Genomic DNA, 21,639 nt, shown 5'->3' on the forward strand with positions numbered 1-21,639 from the left:
GGTGGATCAGGTTTTCTTGATCAAGGGTATAAGGTCAGCCGGTTCCAACGGGCCGTCACCCCATGGACGATATCTGAGGCGCACCGCGGCCAGAAGCGTGTCATGGTCCGTCTCCGCCGAGTAGCCTGCGGCGCGCGCCAACGCATTGAACGTATTTAAAGGGGTTTTGCCGGGGTCGTGTTGAGAGCGCTTTCCGGCAAGGGCCATGTGTTCCAGCCGCTGCCAAGGGAAGCGCGGACCGGGATCGGACTTACGGCCCGGTGCCATGTCGGAATGGCCAATTACATGTTCAGGGGGGATAGCCCACCGGTTCATGATCTGGTGTAACAGGGTTTCCAAAACGTCCAACTGCAGCTCGGAAAAAGGGTGCGCGCCGGTGTTGTCCAGTTCAATTCCGATCGAACGGGAATTGATATCGCTCTGGCCATGCCACTCACCCGCCCCGGCATGCCAGGCCCGATCCTCCTCGCGAACCATCTGCCAGAGTGTACCATCCCCACCGATCAGGTAATGCGCGGATACTTCATGGACAGGGTCGCACAGCCGGTCCAGCGCCTCGGTTGCGCTGTCCATCGCGGTATAGTGCAGCACGATCAGCGACGGGGTCAGCCCATCCCTGCGTTCGCCAAAGTTAGGGGACGGGTGCCAGTTAGGCGTCAGCGGCTCAGTTGTTGACGGCACTGCGGAACGGGCTGGGGTCCCAGCCACAGGCGTAGCCATCGCCATCCGGGTCAAGTCCCTTGCGGTCGCGTTGCGGGCCACCATTGGACAGGAACTCAATCTGAGCTTGATCCGGGGATGGAAAGCGGGCGCAATTGCGCTGCGCCTTGGCTTGCAGGTTCAGACCTGCACGGCTGTATAGCTGGGTCCCGACCGGGTTCGATGTGTTCAGCGCGTATTGCACGATATTTGGCTGGCCGCCTGTTCCACGTTCCGGAACGGCGGTGGGCGCGACCACCTCATAGGTCTGGCGGTTCTGTTCGATCAATGCGGCGTCGGATTCGATGGTGCGACGGTCAGAGACCGCTCCGAAATCCTGCTCATCGGAAATCGCGTTGTTGATGGGGTCTTCGACGGGCGACGGTGCCGGAGTGATCGTGCCTTGTCCTGAGGTGCCAGCCAGCGCAGCCGCGGTCGCCGAAGCGATGTCGGCATTTTCGCCGGTTGGCAACGGGGCTACTGTGCCAGGCGCGCCCAGCTGCTGTTCTGACACGTCTGGCGGGCCAAGCAGCGGGTTACCAGTATATCCCTGCCCCGCCAGCTGCGCTTCGCGCTGAGCTTGATAGGACGGCGTGTTGAAATCCGTGCCACCTATCGGGGCCACCGTATTACAGGCGGCCACGAACCCGATTGCGGGGATCAGAAGCGTAAAGCGCATCCAGCTGCTCCGTCTTGCGTTGTCTTGCCTGACTTGAGGATTACCACCATTTGCCAGGCTTGGCCACAAACCCGGCGGCGTTTTCCAGCGCATAGGCCGTGTTGAGCAGATCGCCCTCTTCCCACGGGCGACCAATCAGCTGCAGACCCAGCGGCAGGCCCTGTTTGTCCAGACCAGCAGGCACAGAGATGCCCGGCAAACCGGCCAGGTTCACTGTCACCGTAAAGACGTCGTTCAGATACATCTGAACCGGGTCCGCCTCGGTCATTTCACCCAGACCGAAAGCGGCCGACGGCGTTGCCGGGGTCAGGATCGCGTCGACACCTGCGGCAAAGACATCTTCGAAGTCTTTCTTGATCAGGGTGCGGACGCGACGCGCGCGATTATAGTAAGCGTCGTAGAAACCTGCGGACAGCACATATGTACCGACCATGACGCGGCGCTGCACTTCGTGACCAAACCCTTCGGCGCGGGTCTTTTCGTACATCTCGGTGATGCCGTCGCCCTGCGCCAACTGCGCGCGGCGGCCATAGCGGACACCGTCATAGCGCGCGAGGTTCGACGAGGCCTCAGCCGGTGCGATCACGTAGTACGCAGGCAGCGCGTATTTGGTGTGCGGCAGCGAGATATCGACGATCTCGGCCCCTGCCGCTTTCAGCATTTCGGCCCCTTCAGACCACAGCTTTTCGATCTCGGCGGGCATGCCATCCATGCGGTACTCTTTTGGGATACCGATTTTCTTGCCTTTGATGTCACCCGTCAGCATCGCCTCGAAATTCGGAACGGCCAATTCGGCACTTGTCGAATCCTTGGCGTCGTGACCGCACATGGTTTCCAACATGATCGCCGCATCACGTACGTTCTTGGTCATCGGACCGGCCTGATCCAGCGAGGATGCAAAGGCCACGATACCCCAGCGCGAACAACGACCATAAGTCGGCTTAATACCGGTGATGCCAACAAAGGCGGCAGGCTGACGAATCGAGCCGCCTGTATCGGTGCCGGTTGCGGCCAGGCACAGGTCGGCTGAAACAGCCGAAGCGGACCCACCCGACGAGCCACCCGGTGTCAGCTGCGCGTCATCATTACCGCGACGCCACGGGCTGACCGCGTTGCCATAAACCGAGGTTTCGTTGGACGAACCCATGGCAAATTCGTCCATGTTCAGTTTGCCCAGCATCACGGCACCCGCATCGGCCAGTTGCTGCGACACGGTGGATTCGTATTCAGGCTTAAAGCCATCCAGAATCTTTGACGCGGCCTGCGAAGGCACGCCCTTGGTGCAGAACAGGTCCTTGATACCAATCGGTAGACCACACATTGACGGCGCGTCGCCACCCTTGATCCGCTCATCAGCCGCTTTGGCGCGTTCCAACGCAATCTCGGGCGTTTTATGGACAAAAGCGTTCAGCGCGTCCGCGTCATCAATAGCCTTAAGGCAGGATTCGGTCAGCTCGACCGAGGTCACATCACCCTTACGCAGCGCGTCGCGGGCCTCGGCCAGGCCAAGTTTATTCAGATCGCTCATGTCTTACTCCACCACTTTGGGGACTGCGAAAAAGCCTTCGCGTGCGTCGGGGGCATTGGCCAGAACCTTGGCCTGCTGATTGCCGTCGGTGACCACATCCTCGCGACGTTTAAGGCGCATCGGCTCGACCGAGACCATCGGCTCGACGCCTTCAACATCGACCTCATTCAGTTGCTCGATGAACCCAAGAATGGTGTTGAACTCGGATGCCAGCGCGGGCAGCGCGTCATCCTCGACCTTGATCCGGGCCAGTTTGGCCACCTTGGCGGCGGTGCTTTGGTCAATCGACATCGGAAAACCTCATATGCGTTAGGGGGCATTTACCCGTCTGATGCCCGGGTCGCAAGTCCGCCGAAGAGCGGATGTGACCCTGTTTCCGTCGTGGGCGCGTCCAGCCATTCAAAACTGAATAACCAGTATACGCAAAAGTAAACCAATTAGTTCAGTTTTCGCCTTGAAAAAGTGAACCAAACTGTTCACCTCATGATCCATGGCACAGCCAGAAACCGGAGAAAGAAAATGAAAACCTTCATTACCGCAGCCCTTTTGACCGCAACCATTCTGAGCACCCCCGCCATGGCCTTCGGCCCTACGACGCGAACCCTGATCCCCGACGTCTCGTTCCCGACCCCCTCGCCCGAGACGGTGACACAGGATAGCGCCAAAGTCGGCAAATAAGGTGCCTTTTGCCGCCGGGCCAGAATCCCCCCGACTGGCCCGGCTAGGATGCAATTGACTGCTGCATCCGATGAAACCAACCGCTACGATGGTGCGAACTAACCGGTCGGATTGCATCGCAAATCCGGCAAAAGCCAACGGAGCAGAAAATGAGCGCACGCAAGCAAGCGGTTCTGGACGCAATAGATGCGGCCAACAGGCAAGACCCCACAATCGAAGATGGCCAACCCGCTGCCCTGCTATACGGCCAGAGGATGAGCACCGAGTTGGACCGGCTGTTTCCAGACGCGTCGGACCCATTGCAGATCGCGGCACGCGGTCAGCATGTGGAACGCTGGAAGCTGGCGCGCAGCGAATACCCCGAAGGCCGAACCGGATACCTTACCTGGCGCAAGGCACAGGCTGAATATCACGCCGAGATTGTCATGGGGCTGATGGAGCAAGCTGGATACAGCAAAGACGAGGCCGAATCCGCCGGTCGCATGCTGCGCAAACAGGGCATCAAGCGCGATGACGAGGTTCAGGCGCTAGAAGACGTCATCTGTTTCGTTTTCCTCAAGTGGTATTTCACGCCTTTCGCGGAAAAACACTCGGCCGAGAAAATTCAACGCATTGTGGAGAAAACCGCGCGCAAGATGTCAGGCGACGGACGGGCGCGGGTGCTGTCCGAATTTAACCTCCCGGAACATCTGGCCGCTGCGTTTCAGGTCTGAGACACGCGCGCCAGATACCTACGATAGACCTCGATCATCCATCCCAGCATGGTGGCGTTCAGGATGTGCCACATGAAATGCGTGCCCAGCGGCACCTGCGCACAAATGGGGTCATCGAGCGCACGAAATGCAATCGAGACGATAAGGATCACCGCCCCGACGGCCAGTCCCTGCGCTGTATCCGGCGCCCGATTGCGCAGCAGGAATGCATAAATCAGGATCAGCAGCGGAACCGGAGCGTAAGCCGCTGATCCGCCCAGCCCCGGAACAAGCTGAAACACGGGCACGGTCAGCGCCGCGTAAGGTATGAACAGGGCCGTCAAGATTGCCGCGATCATCGGTCTAAACCGCCAGACATCCCGGTTGATGGCAAAGATATAGACCAGAATGTACAGCAGGATCGGCACGACATCCGCCATGGCCGCCCAGGTCTGCGCATGGGTATGGAACAGAAAACTGCCAACACCGATGGTAGCCAGAATGACCACAAGCGCCATTGCCAGCGGCATCCCCCGCCCCTGAACGCGCCGCCACATAACAAACGCCGCGATCAGAAACGCCGCGTTTGTTACAGCGTTGATCGGCTCGGCCCAATAGGCGGGCGACAGACGCTCACAATAGCCGTCAATTTCCTGAAACCAGTCCATGCACTTTTACATAGCCGATGCTAGGTTGATGCCAACAGTATGATCAGGAGGATTTTTTCAATGAATATCATCTGGCTGGGCCACGGCAGTTTCCGTATTGAAACCGGCGGGCAGGTTCTGCTGATTGACCCATGGCTGACCGGCAACCCGGTGCTGTCCGAGGACCACCACGACAATGCGCTGGATGGTGCGACGCACATTCTGCTGACGCACACACATTTCGATCACGTCGCAGACGTGGTGTCGCTGGCCAAGCATCTGAAGGTTCCCGTGGTCGGCCAATACGACCTGATGGGGTATTGGAGCGAGACCGAAGGGCCGGAAACCATCGGCTTCAACAAAGGCGGCACAGTGGATTTGAACGGGGTCAAGGTATCCATGGTCCCTGCCTCGCACAGCTCGACCTTTTCAACACCGGACGGGCTGCGGACCGGAGGCAGCGAGGTCGGCTTCATGGTCGCCTCGGAAGATCACATGCTTTACGTGTCAGGGGACACCGACATCATGGCGGATATGGAGTGGATGGGCGATTACTACAAACCCGACATCGGCATCCTGTCAGCGGGCGGACATTTCACCATGGACATGAAGGGCACGGCCTATGCGGCCAGACGTTATTTCAACTTCAAGACGGTGATTCCCTGTCACTACAAAACTTTCCCAATTCTGGAACAGTCTGCTCAGGCGCTGATTGATGGGTTGCCGGGGGTGGACGTGATCGAACCTGAGTTGATGAAACCTATCACTCTTTAATATCACGGCGTGCAGCGAAGAAGGCTCTCAGAAGATCGGCGGCTTCTTGAGCTGCGATGCCGTCGTAAATCTCGGGGACATGGTGCGCCTGTGTGTGGGTGAAAACCCGCGCGCCATGTGCCACACCGCCAGATTTCGGATCGGCAGCCCCATAATAAATGCGCCGGATACGCGCCGCGGCCAAAGCTGCCGCGCACATTGCGCAGGGTTCCAGCGTGACGTAAAGGTCATGATCCGGCAGCCGTTCAGACCCGGCCTCGGCACAGGCTGTGCGCAGGGCCAGAATCTCGGCATGGGCAGTGGGATCATTCATTTCGCGTGTCCGGTTACCCGCCGCAGCCACGATCCGGCCGTCAGGCGCGACAATTACGGCCCCAACCGGAACCTCTCCGCGATCTGCCGCAGCGCGCGCCTCGACCAACGCCTTATCCATATGTGATTTGAACGTCATGCCTCTGACTGCATCAGAAACCTGTCTTTCGCAAGCGGGCGGGATGCGCTATGGGCTGCGGATGACAAAAACCCCTCCTCCCGGCGACCGGATCGCCAAAGTGCTGGCCCGCGCGGGCGTTGCCTCGCGCCGTGAAGCGGAACGCATGATCGAAGCTGGCCGCGTGGCAGTGAATGGCAAGCTTATTGATAGCCCAGCCCTAAACGTGACCGCCAAAGACAAGATCGTCGTCGACGGCAAACCTGTGTCGGAACCTGAACCCTCGCGTCTGTGGCTGTATCACAAGCCGTCCGGTCTGGTGACAACGACCCGCGACGAAAAAGGCCGCGCCACCATTTTCGACAACCTGCCCGAGGATATGCCCCGCGTCATGAGCGTGGGTCGGCTTGACCTGAATTCCGAAGGGTTGCTGCTACTGACCAATGACGGCGGCATCAAACGCAAGCTTGAGCTGCCTTCGACCGGTTGGCTGCGCAAATACCGTGTTCGTGTGAATGGCCGCCCCAAGGACGAAGACTTTGCGCCGCTGCGCAAGGGGCTTGTGATCGACGGAGAACGCTTTCTGCCGATGGACGTGTCTCTGGACCGCCAGCAAGGCGCAAACGCATGGCTAACCATCGGCCTGCGCGAAGGCAAGAACCGTGAGATTCGCCGCGCAATGGAGGATATCGGCTATGCCGTGAACCGCCTGCTACGGGTATCTTACGGACCGTTCCAGCTGGGCAGTCTGAAACCCGGCGAGGTTGAAGAGATCCGCCGCCGCGTTATGCGCGACCAACTGGGGCTGGACGCTGAGCCCGAAACCAAACCCAAACGCCCTGCTCGTCCGCAACGAAAACGACCGCCGGTCGGCAAGAAATCTCGCAAGTGACGCGGGTTTAGCAACCTTCCCCCTAGCGCCAAGCCCACGTATCGCCTAAATTTTCCGTAAGTTATTCCACGGGGGAACGCCATGTCAGGGACCGGAGTGCAAAAACTGGCCTATGCGGCCCTTCTTGTACTGATGTTTGGTGTTTGCACCGGCGTGCTGGGGGGCCTGTAGCGCATGGCTAAGCGGTATGGCGGAAAATTCAGCCCCGAAGGCGGCAGCTCTGACGACGACCAACCGCAGCGCGGGCAATTTCATGGCGCGCGCGTCGAACCGGCAGGTGCGCGGGCCAATATCCTGTTTCTGCCTGCCATTCCCCTGGTGTTTCTGTCGCTGAACGATGGTGCAGTCGGGATGACGATTGGGCTGGTCGCCGCTGGCCTGCTGACCGCCGCTGCCTTTCTGTTGCGCGAAGGGTTGCGCGCCGAGGCCGAATTTAACACACGTCGCACCGCGCGACGCCCGGCCTTTCCACGCAAGATTTTCGCTAGCGTGTTGACCGGTATTGGTGTCGCTGTGGCCGCGTACCGGACGGAATACCTGGATGCCGAAACTGCTGCTCAGGCCGGCCTGCTGGCCCCGATCCTGTTCGGGGTGGTGGCAACGGTCCTGCATTCCGTGTCCTTCGGTCTGGACCCGATGAAAGACAAGGGCATGGAAGGGATCGATACCTTTCAGCAAGACCGCGTGGCCCGTGTGGTTGAAGATGCCGAAACCCATCTGACCGAGATGACCGACGCCATCAAACGTGCGGGCGACCGCCGGATCGAGGCGCGCGTCGAACGGTTTCAGGACACCGCCCGCGATCTGTTTCGCACGGTCGAAGAAGACCCACGCGATCTGGCCGGTGCCCGCAAATACCTGACCGTCTACCTAGAGGGTGCCCGTGATGCGACGGTGAAATTTGCCGATGTCTATGCCCGCACACGGGATGCGCAGGCATTGGCTGACTATTCGTCCCTGCTGGACGATCTGGAACAGAATTTCGCTGCCCGCACCCGCAAGATGTTATTGGATGACCGTAGTGATCTGACGGTCGAAATTGACGTGTTGCGCGAACGGCTGCAGCGCGAAGGCGTCCGGTTGGACTAACCGGCCCATTTTTTGAGAAAGGATTACCCCATGTCCGATGAGATCAAGAACAAGGCGGTCGAAGCAGAAACGCTGGTACAGGAAGTGACCGCCGTTGCGTTGCCTGAACCCACGGCCGAAGTCATCTCGCTGGAAGACGCAGACGACCCTGTCGGCGCTGAAATCCGCAAACGCATGGACGAGCTGGATATGAGCAACACGAATTCGATCGTATCATTCGGTTCGTCCGCTCAGGCAGAATTGCAGGAAATCAGCCAGGCCATGCTGGCAGATGTGCGCAACAAGGATGTGGGGCCCGCTGGTGACAGCCTGCGCGATATCGTCACCTCGATCCGGGGCTTTTCGGTTAGTGAACTGGATGTGCGCCGTGAACGCAGCTGGTGGGAAAAGCTGATCGGCAAAGCTGCGCCCTTCGCCAAGTTTACCGCACAATACGAAGAAGTTCAGAGCCAGATCGACAGGATCACTGACGACTTGCTGGGTCATGAACACACGCTGTTGAAAGATATCAAGTCACTGGACTTGCTGTATGAAAAGACCCTTGGGTTTTACGATGAGCTGGCGCTTTATATCGCGGCGGGCGAGGAAAAGCTGACTGAACTGGACAGCCAGGATATCCCTGAAAAAGAGGCTGAGGTTCAGGCTGCGCCCGAGGATCAACAAGTGATGAAAGCGCAGGAGCTGCGCGACATGCGCGCTGCGCGGGACGATCTGGAACGCCGCGTGCATGACTTGAAACTGACGCGGCAGGTGACAATGCAATCGTTGCCCTCGATCCGGTTGGTTCAGGAGAACGACAAGTCGTTGGTGACCAAGATCAACTCGACGCTGGTTAATACTGTACCACTGTGGGAAACCCAGCTGGCCCAAGCCGTGACCATCCAACGCAGCGCCGAGGCCGCCTCGGCCGTGCGCGATGCAAATGACCTGACCAACGAATTGCTGACTTCGAATGCTGCGAACTTGCGTGAATCGAACAAGATGATCCGCGAGGAAATGGAACGCGGCGTGTTCGATATCGAAGCGGTCAAACAAGCCAATGCCGACCTGATCGGCACCATCAATGAAAGTCTGGCCATTGCCGACGAGGGCAAGGCCAAGCGTGCCGCCGCTGAGCAAGAGCTTCAGAAGATGGAGGCAGAACTGCGCGATACGCTGGCCGCGGCCAAAGCCCGCAAGGATGGTATTGGCGACAATGCCGGTACGGCAGTACCGGGCTGACGGCGGGCGAAGGGTGCGGTTTTCGGGATATCTGAAGCCGGTCATGGGCTTTCTATTGCTATTGGCTCTGGCCAATTGCGATGAAACGCTGACATCCTCTGTCGTTCCGCAACCGCGCCCAGAGGCACTGGCGCCTGCCGCCAATGCCTATGTCCCCCCATCCGCTGCCAGTCAGGACCTGGCCCGGTTCTATCAGCGGGTCGAGCGAGATCTGCTGACCCGCGGTTTGCTGCGAACAGACGGAGGAGGCCCAGACACACCGTATGACGCTGATGATTTAGCTCGCAATTTTGGCAAAATTGCTTTCATCAACGAACACTCCGGCAAATCCGCCGCATTTGTCAGCGGCCCGAGCGAGATTAAGTTAAATCGCTGGAAGAGCCCGATCCGCATCAGGACTGAGTTTGGTCCGAGCGTTTCTATGGAAAGCCGCGAAGCTGATCGGCAAACCATTCAAAACTATGCCAAACGGCTGCAAAAAGCGACCGGGCACAACGTTCGAAGTGTAAATGGTGACGGGAACTTTCTTGTTTTCATAGCAGGTCAGGACGACGTGGCTTACGCTCAGGATAGATTAAAATCACTTGTTCCGGGTATCCCTGATGACAGGTTGAATTTGCTGAGGACGCTGGACCGGCCGTTTTATTGTTTTGTCTTTACGTTTTCCGGCCAAGAAGACACCAATACCGTAATCCGTGCCGTAGCTTACATACGTGCAGAACTACCCAATCTGCTGCGGTTGAGTTGCATCCACGAAGAAATAGCGCAGGGACTTGGCCTTCCAAACGACAGCCCCGCAGCGCGGCCTTCGATTTTCAACGACGATGATGAGTTTGCGCTGCTGACCAGCCATGACGAAAAACTACTGACCATGCTTTACGACCCGCGCCTTCAGCCCGGGGTGACGGCGGATGACGCCCGCCCCGTGGTGCGGATCATTGCACGCGAATTGATGGGCCAGCAGCTCTGAGCCCAAGGAAAGGAGACCCCAAATGGGTATTTTCGATTTTCTGACCGGAGAATTTATTGATGTCATTCACTGGGTCGACGACACCCGAGATACGATGGTCTGGCGGTTCGAGCGTGAGGGCCATGAAATCAAGTACGGCGCTAAGCTGACGGTGCGCGAAGGTCAAGCCGCCGTGTTCGTGCATGAAGGGCAGTTGGCGGATGTGTTCACGCCGGGTCTCTATATGCTTGAAACCAACAATATGCCGATCATGACGACCTTGCAGCACTGGGATCATGGCTTTCAGTCGCCCTTCAAGTCCGAGATCTATTTCGTCAATACGACCCGGTTCAATGACCTGAAATGGGGCACCAAGAACCCGATCATGCTGCGGGATCCCGAATTCGGCCCGACGCGCATCCGGGCTTTTGGTACTTATACAGTACGGGTAAAGGATGCCGCGAAGTTCCTGATCGAGATCGTTGGCACCGACGGTGAATTCACGATGGATGAGATCAGCTTTCAGATCCGCAACATCATCGTGCAGGAATTCAGCCGAGTGATCGCCGGATCAGGCATTCCGGTTCTGGACATGGCCGCAAACACCGCCGATCTGGGCAAGCTGATTGCAGCCGAGGTTTCCCCAGTGCTGGATGGCTACGGTCTGGAGATGCCGGAATTCTACATTGAAAATATCTCACTTCCGCCTGCAGTTGAGGCGGCATTGGATAAGCGCACTTCGATGGGGTTGGCGGGCGATCTGGGTAAGTTTACCCAATATTCAGCAGCCGAGGCGATGACAGCCGCGGCCAACAACCCCGGTCAAGGCGGCGGCATGGGCGCCGGGCTTGGCATGGGTATGGGAATGGCCATGGCGCAACAGATGTCGAATATGGCAGCGGGTCAACCCAGCGGCCCGTGGGGCAGTTCCGCCCCCGCTGCACCGCAACCGGCAGCACATGCCGCACCGCCACCTCCACCTCCGGTCGAACATGTGTGGCATATCGCGGTGGACGGGCAAACCAGTGGGCCGTTCTCAAAAGCCAAGATGGGACGTATGGCAACGGACGGAGAGATCACCCGCGACACCCATGTCTGGACCGCCGGTCAGGACGGTTGGAAAAAGGCCGGAGACGTGCAGGAACTGGCGCAGCTGTTCACCATACTGCCGCCGCCACCGCCTGGAGCCTAATGCGCCAGTCACCGGCGTAAGAATAAGGCTACACGATGAACGAAGAACACAGATTTCCCTGCGAGCAATGCGGCTCTGACTACCGATTCAACCCCGGCGATGGCAGCCTGACCTGTGACCATTGCGGGCATTCCGAAGCGATTGGCGCAGGCCCCTGGGGCGGTGCCAGTTTGAAAGAACTGGATTTCAACGCCGCCATCGCGGAACAGCTTCCGGACAGCGAGATCGAGGAAACGCGTGTTCTGTCCTGCCCCAATTGCGCGGCTCAGGTCGAGTTCGACCCCGCCACCCATGCCGCCGAATGCCCGTTCTGCGCGACACCCGTAGTAACGGATACCGGCGTCAACCGGCATATCAAACCGCGCGGTGTGCTGCCCTTTGCGCTGGATGAACGCACGGCGCACAAGGCGATGGGGGATTGGCTGGGACGGCTCTGGTTCGCGCCCAACGGGTTGAAAGAATATGCCCGAAAAGGTCGTAAAATGCAGGGAATCTATGTGCCGTATTGGACCTTTGATGCGGACACCACATCCAACTATCGCGGTGAGCGGGGCGTTGTTTATTACGAGACCCGCACCGTCATGCGCGACGGAAAGCGCGTACAACAGCAAGTGCCCAAGGTGCGGTGGTCTCCGAAATCCGGGCGGGTCGCGCGATTCTTTGACGACGTGTTGGTGCTGGCATCACAGTCTTTGCCCAAAAGCTATACCGACGCATTGGAGCCCTGGGACCTGCCGGCGTTGGAACCTTATCAGCCAGAATATTTGGCCGGCTTCCGGGCCGAGGCCTACACCGTGGAACTACAGGAGGGTTACACCGAAGCCCGCGGGTACATGGCGCGGGTGATCGAACGCGACGTGCGCTTTGATATCGGTGGCGACCGTCAGCGGATACACGCGATTGACACCGATGTGCGAAACGTGACCTTCAAGCATATCCTGCTGCCGGTCTGGATGGCGGCCTACAAATACCGTGGGCAGACCTATCGGTTCGTCGTGAACGGACGCACGGGCCGCGTTCAGGGAGAGCGCCCCTGGTCCGCCAAAAAGATCACCATTGCCGTTGTACTGGGCCTGCTTGTAGCGGCAGGCGTCGGGTATCTGATGGCAACCGGCCAACAATGATAGAGCTGTCGGCAAGCCAATAAATCAGTCGATGTTAGCGCTTGAACTTCCCGCTGCGTGACGCCATCCTCCACGGCGTCGACGCCTAAGGGGAGAGGCCAGAGTGACACTATCCGATCTGAACCGGTTGCTGGCCTCGCGGTATTCCTGCCGGGCCTTTCGCCCCGATCCGGTGCCCAAGGATCAAATCAAACAAATCCTGAACAGCGCCGCGCGTGTGCCTAGCTGGTGCAACGCTCAACCCTGGCACGTCACTATCACCAGCGGCGCAGAAACAGACCGGTTTCGCACGGCAATACAGGCCGAGGCCGCAACCGGCACCCCCTGCCCCGACATTCCCTTTCCAACCTCTTATTCCGGTGTATACCAAGATCGCCGTCGAACCTGTGGTTGGGCTTTGTACGAGGCTGTCGGGGTTGAGCGCGGTGACCGCACTGCTTCGGCTCGGCAGATGATGCAGAATTTCTCTCTGTTCGGGGCACCCCATTGCGCCATCGTCACAAGCCCGGTCGAGCTTGGCACTTATGGCGCGCTGGATTGCGGCGGGTTCATCACCGCATTTTCACTGACCGCGCAGGCGCTTGGCATCGCCACAATCCCGCAGGCCGCACTTGCCACCTACAGCCCGTTCCTGCGTAGGTACTTCGATATCCCGGAAGACCGGTTGATTTTATGCGCGATTTCCTTTGGCTATGCGGATACAGATCATCCCGCCAACGGCTTTCGCACCGACCGCGCCGATCTCAGTGAGATCGTAAACTGGGTCGGATGACAAGCACACCAAGCGGAGAACAATTTTGCGCGCTGTTCTACAACGAGTTTCACGTGCCAACGTCTCGGTCGACGGTCAGGTGATCGGTCAGACCGGACCGGGGTTGATGATTTTGATCTGTGCCATGCAAGGCGACGATGAAGCCAAGGCAGATCAGCTTGCCGCCAAGGTCTCCAAGCTGCGCATCTTCAAGGATGACGCCGGGAAAATGAACCGGTCCGTGAAAGATATCGAAGGGTCCGCGCTGGTGATCAGCCAGTTCACGCTGGCGGCCGATACCTCTCGCGGGAACAGGCCGGGATTTTCCGAAGCCGCCGCACCGGATGTCGGCAAACATTTGTATGAGGTCTTTGCCCAGCGGTTGCAGGGGCATGGTGTGCCGGTAGAGACCGGACAATTCGGTGCTGATATGGCCGTGGAACTGGTCAATGACGGGCCCGTCACGATTTGGATGGAAAGCTGATGGACAGGAAAGAACAGGCAATTCGCATCTGGCAGGCCGGAGTCGATGCTGTGGGTGGCCACGTAGCAACCACCAAGGTTTTGCAGGACGTCCCCGAACCCGATCACATATTGGCGGTCGGCAAACCCGCCGCGTCCATGGCTCGTGCGGCCCTTGAGCATTTCGGCCCGCGCCCAACACTGGTTGTCACCAAGGATGACCACGGGCGTGATCTGCCGGATTATGTGACTGTGATCGAAGCCTCGCACCCCGTTCCGGACGCGCGCAGCCTTCAGGGTGGTCAGGCATTGCGCGAGGCGGTTGAGGTAATGAAGCCGGGCTCGCATCTGTTGTTGCTGGTTTCGGGCGGGGCATCCTCGCTGGCCGAGGATTTGCTGCCGGGTAAGACATTGGATGATCTGGAACAGCTGAACAAAAAACTGCTGTCCGAAGGGCTGGACATCACCACGATGAATGCGGAACGGCGCAAGCTGTCGCGGATCAAAGGGGGCGGATTGCTATCCCATTTCCAGGGCGACAGGGCGACCGTTCTGGCGATTTCGGATGTACCGGGCGATGATCTGAATGTTGTCGGGTCTGGCATCGGAGCGCTGCCGGGTAAGGTTGACTTTGCGGCGACGACTCAGATCGTGGCCTCAAACGCCCACGCCCGCGCAGCCGCTGCTGAATTGGCAAAAGACGACGGCATCCCGGTACACGCCAACGAAGAATGCCTGCACGATGATTTCCTGAAAATTGCCGAAGCGCTTGGCGAACGTATCCGCACCATGCCCAAAGGGGCATTGATCTTCGGCGGTGAACCAACCGTCGTACTACCCGACAATCCGGGGCGCGGCGGGCGCAATCAGGCGCTGGCACTGGCACTCGCGCGCGAGATTGCAGGGTACGACGGAATCACGGTGGTAGTCGGCGGCACCGACGGCACAGACGGGCCGACGCAAGCCGCCGGAGCTGTCGTCGACGGCACCACTTGGGGCGACGGCGCCGAGTTGGCGTTACAACAGGCAGACAGCGGCAGCTATCTGGATCGCGTTGGCGCCTTGCTGGTGACGGGTCCGACCGGAACAAACGTGATGGACTTGCTTGTCGCGATCCGCACATGATTTGACGGTTTTCGGACTGCCCGGGTTATAAAACACCCGGACAATATCTGAATGACGCCGCCCTCAAACGCGCTACACAACATGCAAGACCTTTCCAACGTAGGCACTAGTGTGCGCGATGATTGTCGCCGGTCGGCCCGCGTGTCTCGCCCCTCGCATGCTCTGAAAACCTCTGCCCCCGCCATTTTTGGCATTCTGCTTTTTGAGAAACGCGACGGCGTCTCGATATGGGATACGCTGGCCCCTTTGCAGTTCGCGAAACACGGCTGTGGTCACATTCGTTTGGATATGCGCGGCAATGACAGCAGTGAAGACCTGATAAGAAAAGTTTACACCCGCCAAGCGCTAGGCAACAATAGGTGGCGCTGCTCGGTCTGGGAAAGGTTCGGGGCAATCAAAGCCATGAATAATACCGCCGCAGGCAGGAAATCAGTCGGATTGGTATCGATTTGAGAAAAGGGACGTCTTGCGAATTGCAGGAAGAAGAAACGACATTCTACCCTTTGGCAGAAATGAATGCCTTTGATGGTGAATGCTTGCTATCAACAAAGCAGGTGGAGGATACCAATTCACGCGATCAAATATAAATCATTCGCCGGATTGAGTCAGACATTTACCCTTGCTCGGCTGACCGAAATGCGCCTACTTTGACTCATGCGTCAATAAAAAGCCCGCAAAGGGCTAGTAATCCAATCAACTGGGAGATCTTTGAATGAACGAACAACTCACTCACATGACCAAGCAGGTCACAGCGGGCAAGCTGACCCGCCGCGAATTCATGGGGAAAGCGGCGGCTCTGGGTGTCACCGCAGCGATGGCAAGCACCATGTTTGCAGATGCCGCGCGTGCGGCAGGCCCGAAAAAAGGCGGTGATCTGAAGTTCGGTCTTCAGGGCGGTGAATCCACCAACTCGCTTGACCCAGCAACCTATGCAAGCTCGGTGCCATTCCAGAACGGCAAGCAATTTGGTGACCAGCTGGTAGAGGTTGCACCCGACGGTTCGATCGAACCTCGTCTGGCAGAAAGCGTAGAAGGCAGCGCGGATGCCAAGGTCTGGACCTTCAAACTGCGTCAGGGCGTCGAATTCCACAACGGCAAGACCATGACCAGTGAAGACGTGCTGAAGACCATGGAGCGCCACTCAAACGAAGATTCGAAGTCCGGTGCTCTGGGCATCATGAAAGGCATCGAGTCGATGAAGGCCGATGGCGATAACTTCCAAGTCACCCTGACAGAACCCAACGCCGACCTTCCCTATCTAATGGCCGACTATCACCTGATCATTCAGCCAGACGGCGGTATGGAGAACCCAGGTGCGGGTATCGGCACTGGACCATACAAGGTAGAAGTGGATGAGCCCGGTGTACGTCACCTGTACACGAAGTTTGAAAACCACTGGAATCCCGACTTCGGAAATTTCGACAGCGTCGAAGTAATTGTCATCAACGATGCGACCGCCAGAACGGCTGCTCTCCAAGGTGGGCAAGTTCACGCGATCAACCGCGTTGAGCCGAAGGTTGCTGACTTGCTGGGTCGTGCACCGAATTTGACCGTGCATTCGACGGCGGGACGCGGGCACTATGTGTTCATCATGCACTGCGACACCGCGCCGTTCGACAACAACGAACTACGTCTGGCACTGAAACACGCCATTGACCGTCAGGACTTGGTCGACAAGGTTCTGCGCGGGTACGGCACAGTTGGCAACGATATGCCTGTTAACGCAGCATACCCGCTGTTTGATGGGTCAATTCCTCAGCGCGAGTTCAGCCTTGAGAAAGCGGCTGAGCACTACAAGAAGTCGGGCCATGACGGTTCGCCGATCGTCCTGCGCGTTGCAGATGGCGCCTTCCCAGGTGCCGTGGATGCTGCGGCCCTGTTCCAGCAAACAGCAGCACAGGCCGGTATCCCACTGGAAATCAAGCGCGAGCCCAACGATGGCTACTGGTCCGAAGTCTGGAACGTGCAGCCCTTCTGTGCTTCCTACTGGGGCGGTCGTCCGGTGCAGGATCAGATGTACTCAACCGCTTATCTGTCTAGTGCTGATTGGAACGATACCCGTTTCAAGGTTCCAGAATTCGACGAGATGTTGTTTGCAGCGCGCGCTGAGTTGGACAACGACAAACGCAAGGACATCTACAGCAAGATGGGCATGATGGTCCGTGACCAAGGCGGCCTGATCTGCCCAATGTTCAATGACTTTGTCGAAGGCGTCACTAATCAGCTGGAAGGTTGGGAAAACGATCCGACCCAAGAGATGATGAATGGCAACATGTCGCGCAAGATGTGGTTCTCCTGATAGGGCCCACGGATAATGCATCCTATCATTAAATTGGTTTCCCAGCGCCTTGCGCTGGGATTCCTGCTTCTCTTCGGTGCATCGGCTCTGATATTCGGCCTCACCGAAGCCCTTCCTGGGGACGCTGCGCAAGCGGTCCTAGGCCAAGCTGCAACCCCCGAGGCGCTGGCAAACCTGCGCGAGGAAATGGGCCTCAACCGGCCCGCCCTGACCCGTTATTTCGAATGGTTGGGCGGCATTGTTCAGGGTGATCTTGGTCAATCCCTGACCAATAAACTGGATATTGCTGACTCTATTGGCAGTCGTCTGGGCAACACGCTGTTTCTGGCCTTCTGGGCCGCCGTTGTATCGGTTCCGCTGGCCATCTTTCTGGGCCTGCTGGCCGTACGTTATCGCAACCGCTGGCCGGACAAGCTGATTTCAGCGGTTACACTCACAACCATCTCGATCCCCGAGTTTCTGATCGGTTACGTGCTGGTCTATTTCGTTGCCGTTAAGCTGGGCATGTTCTCGCCCCTGGCGATGATCAATGACAGCATGTCCTTTTGGCAAAAGCTGAATTCGATCGCTCTGCCCGTTATCGTTCTGACGCTCGTGGTTCTGGCGCATATGATGCGCATGACCCGCGCCGCGATCCTGAACGTGATGCAGTCTGCATACGTCGAAACCGCAGAGCTAAAGGGTCTGAGCAATTTTCAAGTTATCTATCGCCACGCCTTCCCGAACGCCGTCGCGCCCATCGTCAACGTGGTGATGCTGAACCTGGCCTATCTGGTCGTCGGCGTCGTCGTGGTTGAGGTGGTGTTCGTCTATCCCGGAATGGGGCAGTACCTTGTGGACCACGTGACCAAGCGTGACGTTCCGGTGGTTCTGGCCTGCGGCGTCATCTTTGCCGCGATCTATATCGGACTGAACATGATTGCAGACATTGTTGCCATTCTGGCCAACCCAAGGCTGAGGCATCCGAAATGAAGAACATCCCTATCTCTGCAATGATCGGGCTGGCCTTTACAGCCCTGTACTTCATCATCGCCCTCCTCGCCCCTCTGCTGGCTCCTTATGGCATGGCAGAGGTCGTGGGAGATGTATGGGAGCCGTCCAGCTCGCAATTCTGGCTGGGTACCGACAACATTGGCCGCGATCTTCTTAGCCGGATGATCTATGGCGGGCGCACGACGATCTTTATCGCCACGGCGGCCACGATCCTTAGCTTCGTGACCGGGTCCATCCTTGGTTTCCTGGCCGCGGTGCTGGGTGGTTGGGCCGATCAGGTCATGTCGCGCGCGGTGGATTTGATCATGTCGATCCCGACACTGATCTTTGCGCTGGTTGTTCTGGCCATGGTGCCGGTGACAATCCCGGTTCTGATCCTTGTCATGGGCCTGTTGGACGCCACCCGTGTCTATCGTCTGGCCCGCGCCGTTGCCGTGGATATTGCGGTCATGGACTATGTCGAGGCCGCGCGCCTACGTGGTGAGGGCCAGGTCTGGGTCATCTTCCGTGAAATCCTGCCCAACGCCCTGTCGCCGCTGGTTGCGGAACTGGGCCTGCGGTTCATCTTCATGGTTCTGTTTGTCTCGACCCTGTCGTTCCTGGGTCTGGGCGTTCAGCCGCCGCTGGCGGACTGGGGCGGCATCGTGAAGGAAAACAAGGATGGCATCGTCTATGGCATCGGCGCAGCGCTTTATCCTGCTGTCGCTATCGCAACGCTGGCGATCTCGGTCAACCTTGTGGCTGACTGGGTCCTGAACCGTACCACATCGCTGAAAGGAGGCCGGGGATGACAGAAGCCCTTCTCAAGGTCCGCGACCTCAAAATCGGCGCGACCGTCTACCCGCCGGGTGAAAAACCCCATGACATCGAAATCGTGCACGGGGTCAGCTTTGACCTCGCGCCTGGCAAGGTGCTGGGGCTAATTGGCGAATCCGGTGCCGGTAAATCGACCATCGGCCTGGCCTCGATGGCTTATGGCCGGGGTGGCGTGGAAATCACCGGTGGTGAGGTTTGGGTCAACGGGCGCGATATCCTCAAGACATCCCATGGCGATATCCGCAAGCTACGCGGGGGTGAAGTCACATATGTGTCCCAATCCGCCGCAGCCTCCTTCAATCCCGCTAAAAAGATCATGGATCAGGTGGTTGAAGCCGCGGTCGAACAGAAAAAGTTCAGCCGTAAAGAGGCCGAAGGCCGCGCCCGGGAACTGTTCGCCAAGCTGGGTCTGCCCGATCCGGATAACATTGGTGATCGCTATCCGCACCAGGTCTCGGGCGGTCAGCTGCAGCGCTGCATGACGGCGCTGGCGCTATGCCCCGAACCTGATCTGGTGGTGTTCGATGAACCCACCACCGCGCTGGACGTGACGACTCAGATCGACGTTCTGATGGCCATTAAAGAGGCCATTGCAGACACCGGCGTTGCCGCGCTTTACATCACCCATGACCTTGCGGTCGTGGCGCAGGTAAGTGATGACATCATGGTGCTGCGGATGGGCAATACAGTCGAATATGGCAATACCGACCAGATCATCAACAACCCGCAGGAAGAGTATACGCAGGCTCTGGTCTCAGTCCGCTCGATCGAGCACGAAGAAAAGAAACCCACACCAGATCCCGTGCTGAGCGTTGACGGCATCACCGCGCGCTACAAAGGGTTGAATTTCGATGTGCTGCACAACGTAAATGTCGAGCTTCATCCGGGGCAAACGCTGGCTGTTGTGGGCGAATCCGGTTCGGGCAAGTCCACGCTGGCGCGAGTAATCACCGGCCTGCTGCCGCCGCGCGATGGTGAGATCACCTTTGCCGGTCGCAAGCTCAGTGGCGATCTGAAAGGCCGTACCCGCGAAGACCTGCGCGAGTTGCAGATGATCTATCAGATGGCTGACGTGGCGATGAACCCACGCCAGACCGTCGGCACGATCATCGGGCGTCCCTTGGAGTTCTACTTCAACATGCGCGGCGCGGAAAAGCGCAAGCGGATCATCGAACTGCTGGATGAGATCGAGCTGGGCGAAAAGTTCATGGATCGCTATCCGGCCGAGCTGTCCGGTGGTCAGAAACAGCGTGTCTGTATCGCGCGGTCGCTGGCAGCCAAGCCCAAGATGATCATCTGTGATGAGGTCACCTCGGCGCTTGATCCACTTGTGGCGGACGGCATCCTCAAGCTGTTGCTTGACCTGCAAAAGATCGAGGACGTGGCCTATCTGTTCATCACCCACGATCTGGCGACGGTTCGAGCGATCAGCGACAGCATCGCGGTGATGTATCAGGGCCGCGTGGTCCGCTATGGTCCCAAAAGCCAGGTGCTGAGCCCACCGTTCGACGATTATACCGACCTGCTGCTCAGCTCGGTGCCCGAGATGCATCTGGGTTGGCTGGAAGAGGTTGTCGCCCATCGCAAGATGGAGAGTGCGGGGAACTGACCCGGTTCGCGACAGGTTGAAAAAACTGAAAATCCCGGCGCTTTGTCTGATGACAGGTGTCGGGATTTTGCTATTGGGGGCGGGAACAGGCAGCCCATATGCAACGAATCCCCTAGGGTCGCCTGAGGGACTTTAAGAAAGGGTCAGGGAATGGACCGAAAACTCCTCCTCATCATTCTAGACGGTGTTCCGTGGCGCAATTTTCGCCGCCTGTTCGGCAACCTGGAAGGGTGGGTCGACAGTGGCGAGGCGCAGGTTTGGAAGCATCGCGCGGTGCTGCCATCGATCTCGGCAAGTTGCTATGCCTCGATCCACACCGGCGTCACGCCGCAGGAACATGGTTGTACCGGCAACGGCAACGTCTTCCGCCTAAGCCACAAGGACGTCTTCAGCCAGGTCCGCGAAGCAGGCGGTGTGACCGGGGCGGTGACCCACAGCTTTTGGTCGCAATTCTTCAACCGTCACCCGTTCGATTATGTCCGTGACGTCGAATATGACGAGCCCGAGAGCAAAACGATCAACCATGGCCGGTTCCACTCGATGACCGGCTACAGCAAAGTGAACCAGATGACGCCGTCGGACGTTGATCTGTTTGGCACTCTGACCAATCTGTGCCTGCGCTTTGGGCTGGATTACGGCGTCCTGCACACTTGCACGCTGGACAGTATGGGTCACCGGTTTCATCACGACTGCGAGGAAATGGACCACGCCTGTTTTGTCATGGACGAAATGCTGGCCCCTTTCATCCCGCGCTGGCGGCAACTGGGGTATGAGGTCATCGTGACCGCCGATCACGGTCAGGACGAACGTGGCCATCATGGCGGGCGCAGCCCGCTTCAGCAGGAAACTGCATTGTATTATTTCGGCGATGCCGAAGGCCCCGAGGCTGATGCGGTGATCGACCAGCTGCAACTGGCACCCACGATCCTGAACCGCATGGGCGCACCGATCGCCGAGACGATGAAAGCCAAGCCTTTCCTGAAGTAACGG

The 21,639-nt window shown here is 58.4% G+C and carries 23 protein-coding genes and 1 pseudogene; 18 read left to right on the plus strand and 6 right to left on the minus strand.

Annotation, left to right across the window (positions count from 1 at the left end):
* Positions 1-6: 6 nt before the first annotated feature.
* The 4 genes from GOX21_RS09875 to gatC are packed head-to-tail and all read right to left on the minus strand — an operon-like array spanning position 7 to position 3,197.
* On the minus strand, positions 7-681 hold the full coding sequence (locus GOX21_RS09875) for an N-acetylmuramoyl-L-alanine amidase (protein WP_368040005.1): 675 nt from the start codon (positions 679-681) through the stop codon (positions 7-9).
* Positions 665-1,378: a hypothetical protein gene (locus tag GOX21_RS09880; RefSeq protein WP_170374378.1), complete on the minus strand. Its 714-nt coding sequence runs from the start codon at positions 1,376-1,378 to the stop codon at positions 665-667. Before GOX21_RS09880 ends, GOX21_RS09875 begins: the two co-directional genes overlap by 17 nt.
* A gap of 40 nt (positions 1,379-1,418) precedes the next feature.
* Positions 1,419-2,906, minus strand: coding sequence for an Asp-tRNA(Asn)/Glu-tRNA(Gln) amidotransferase subunit GatA (gene gatA, locus GOX21_RS09885; protein WP_170360408.1), 1,488 nt, complete (start codon positions 2,904-2,906; stop codon positions 1,419-1,421).
* Between the two features lie 3 nt (positions 2,907-2,909).
* Positions 2,910-3,197, minus strand: a complete 288-nt coding sequence (gatC, locus tag GOX21_RS09890; protein WP_058280141.1) for an Asp-tRNA(Asn)/Glu-tRNA(Gln) amidotransferase subunit GatC — start codon at positions 3,195-3,197, stop codon at positions 2,910-2,912.
* Positions 3,198-3,425: 228 nt separating this feature from the next.
* On the opposite strand from gatC, the gene GOX21_RS09895 reads away from it, so the two are divergent.
* Entirely contained in the window at positions 3,426-3,584 is a 159-nt protein-coding gene (locus tag GOX21_RS09895) for a hypothetical protein (protein ID WP_170374376.1), read from the plus strand.
* Between the two features lie 149 nt (positions 3,585-3,733).
* Positions 3,734-4,297, plus strand: a complete 564-nt coding sequence (locus GOX21_RS09900) for a DUF4202 domain-containing protein (protein WP_170374374.1) — start codon at positions 3,734-3,736, stop codon at positions 4,295-4,297.
* Here GOX21_RS09900 and GOX21_RS09905 read toward each other — a convergent pair.
* Entirely contained in the window at positions 4,288-4,944 is a 657-nt protein-coding gene (locus GOX21_RS09905; RefSeq protein ID WP_170374370.1) for a ceramidase domain-containing protein, read from the minus strand. The two genes, GOX21_RS09900 and GOX21_RS09905, sit on opposite strands and share 10 nt — an antisense overlap.
* A gap of 60 nt (positions 4,945-5,004) precedes the next feature.
* On the opposite strand from GOX21_RS09905, the gene GOX21_RS09910 reads away from it, so the two are divergent.
* Positions 5,005-5,697 (plus strand): metal-dependent hydrolase, encoded by a 693-nt coding sequence (locus GOX21_RS09910; RefSeq protein ID WP_170374368.1) that lies wholly within the window; start codon positions 5,005-5,007, stop codon positions 5,695-5,697.
* On the opposite strand, the gene GOX21_RS09915 is transcribed toward GOX21_RS09910, so the two are convergent.
* Positions 5,687-6,148, minus strand: coding sequence for a nucleoside deaminase (locus tag GOX21_RS09915; protein WP_170347939.1), 462 nt, complete (start codon positions 6,146-6,148; stop codon positions 5,687-5,689). The genes GOX21_RS09910 and GOX21_RS09915 overlap by 11 nt on opposite strands.
* Positions 6,149-6,209: 61 nt before the next feature.
* Between GOX21_RS09915 and GOX21_RS09920 the strand changes: the two are divergent.
* The 15 genes and pseudogenes from GOX21_RS09920 to GOX21_RS09990 form a co-directional block, all read left to right on the plus strand.
* Positions 6,210-7,016: pseudogene (locus GOX21_RS09920) on the plus strand (pseudouridine synthase); the annotation flags it as partial.
* 177 nt (positions 7,017-7,193) lie between these two features.
* The gene (locus GOX21_RS09925) at positions 7,194-8,108 is read left to right on the plus strand and encodes a 5-bromo-4-chloroindolyl phosphate hydrolysis family protein (RefSeq protein ID WP_170374364.1); all 915 of its coding nucleotides are present in this window, start codon (positions 7,194-7,196) and stop codon (positions 8,106-8,108) included.
* A 30-nt stretch (positions 8,109-8,138) separates the two neighbouring features.
* On the plus strand, positions 8,139-9,329 hold the full coding sequence (locus GOX21_RS09930) for a toxic anion resistance protein (RefSeq protein ID WP_170347936.1): 1,191 nt from the start codon (positions 8,139-8,141) through the stop codon (positions 9,327-9,329).
* A 43-nt stretch (positions 9,330-9,372) separates the two neighbouring features.
* The gene (locus tag GOX21_RS09935) at positions 9,373-10,299 is read left to right on the plus strand and encodes a DUF2927 domain-containing protein (protein ID WP_170349340.1); all 927 of its coding nucleotides are present in this window, start codon (positions 9,373-9,375) and stop codon (positions 10,297-10,299) included.
* Positions 10,300-10,321: 22 nt separating this feature from the next.
* Positions 10,322-11,470, plus strand: coding sequence for an SPFH domain-containing protein (locus tag GOX21_RS09940; RefSeq protein WP_170360424.1), 1,149 nt, complete (start codon positions 10,322-10,324; stop codon positions 11,468-11,470).
* Between the two features lie 35 nt (positions 11,471-11,505).
* Positions 11,506-12,594, plus strand: coding sequence for a TFIIB-type zinc finger domain-containing protein (locus GOX21_RS09945; protein ID WP_170374362.1), 1,089 nt, complete (start codon positions 11,506-11,508; stop codon positions 12,592-12,594).
* A gap of 103 nt (positions 12,595-12,697) precedes the next feature.
* Positions 12,698-13,366 (plus strand): nitroreductase, encoded by a 669-nt coding sequence (locus tag GOX21_RS09950; RefSeq protein ID WP_170374360.1) that lies wholly within the window; start codon positions 12,698-12,700, stop codon positions 13,364-13,366.
* 25 nt (positions 13,367-13,391) lie between these two features.
* On the plus strand, positions 13,392-13,829 hold the full coding sequence (gene dtd / locus GOX21_RS09955) for a D-aminoacyl-tRNA deacylase (RefSeq protein WP_170347932.1): 438 nt from the start codon (positions 13,392-13,394) through the stop codon (positions 13,827-13,829).
* The gene (locus GOX21_RS09960) at positions 13,829-14,932 is read left to right on the plus strand and encodes a glycerate kinase type-2 family protein (protein ID WP_170347931.1); all 1,104 of its coding nucleotides are present in this window, start codon (positions 13,829-13,831) and stop codon (positions 14,930-14,932) included. The genes dtd and GOX21_RS09960 overlap by 1 nt, the downstream gene beginning before the upstream one ends.
* A 51-nt stretch (positions 14,933-14,983) precedes the next feature.
* The gene (locus GOX21_RS09965; RefSeq protein WP_170374358.1) at positions 14,984-15,385 is read left to right on the plus strand and encodes a hypothetical protein; all 402 of its coding nucleotides are present in this window, start codon (positions 14,984-14,986) and stop codon (positions 15,383-15,385) included.
* Between the two features lie 259 nt (positions 15,386-15,644).
* Positions 15,645-17,231 (plus strand): ABC transporter substrate-binding protein, encoded by a 1,587-nt coding sequence (locus GOX21_RS09970; RefSeq protein WP_170360434.1) that lies wholly within the window; start codon positions 15,645-15,647, stop codon positions 17,229-17,231.
* Between the two features lie 15 nt (positions 17,232-17,246).
* Complete coding sequence (locus tag GOX21_RS09975) at positions 17,247-18,203, plus strand: ABC transporter permease (protein WP_170347928.1); 957 nt, start codon at positions 17,247-17,249, stop codon at positions 18,201-18,203.
* Positions 18,200-19,015: an ABC transporter permease gene (locus tag GOX21_RS09980; RefSeq protein ID WP_170347927.1), complete on the plus strand. Its 816-nt coding sequence runs from the start codon at positions 18,200-18,202 to the stop codon at positions 19,013-19,015. Before GOX21_RS09975 ends, GOX21_RS09980 begins: the two co-directional genes overlap by 4 nt.
* A complete protein-coding gene (locus tag GOX21_RS09985; protein WP_170347926.1) occupies positions 19,012-20,649 on the plus strand; it encodes an ABC transporter ATP-binding protein in 1,638 nt (545 codons plus the stop codon). The genes GOX21_RS09980 and GOX21_RS09985 overlap by 4 nt, the downstream gene beginning before the upstream one ends.
* 150 nt (positions 20,650-20,799) lie before the next feature.
* Positions 20,800-21,636, plus strand: a complete 837-nt coding sequence (locus tag GOX21_RS09990; RefSeq protein WP_170374356.1) for an alkaline phosphatase family protein — start codon at positions 20,800-20,802, stop codon at positions 21,634-21,636.
* Positions 21,637-21,639: the final 3 nt, after the last annotated feature.

The organism is Ruegeria atlantica, from assembly GCF_013032005.1.
In the GTDB taxonomy this organism is placed as follows: domain Bacteria; phylum Pseudomonadota; class Alphaproteobacteria; order Rhodobacterales; family Rhodobacteraceae; genus Ruegeria; species Ruegeria atlantica_A.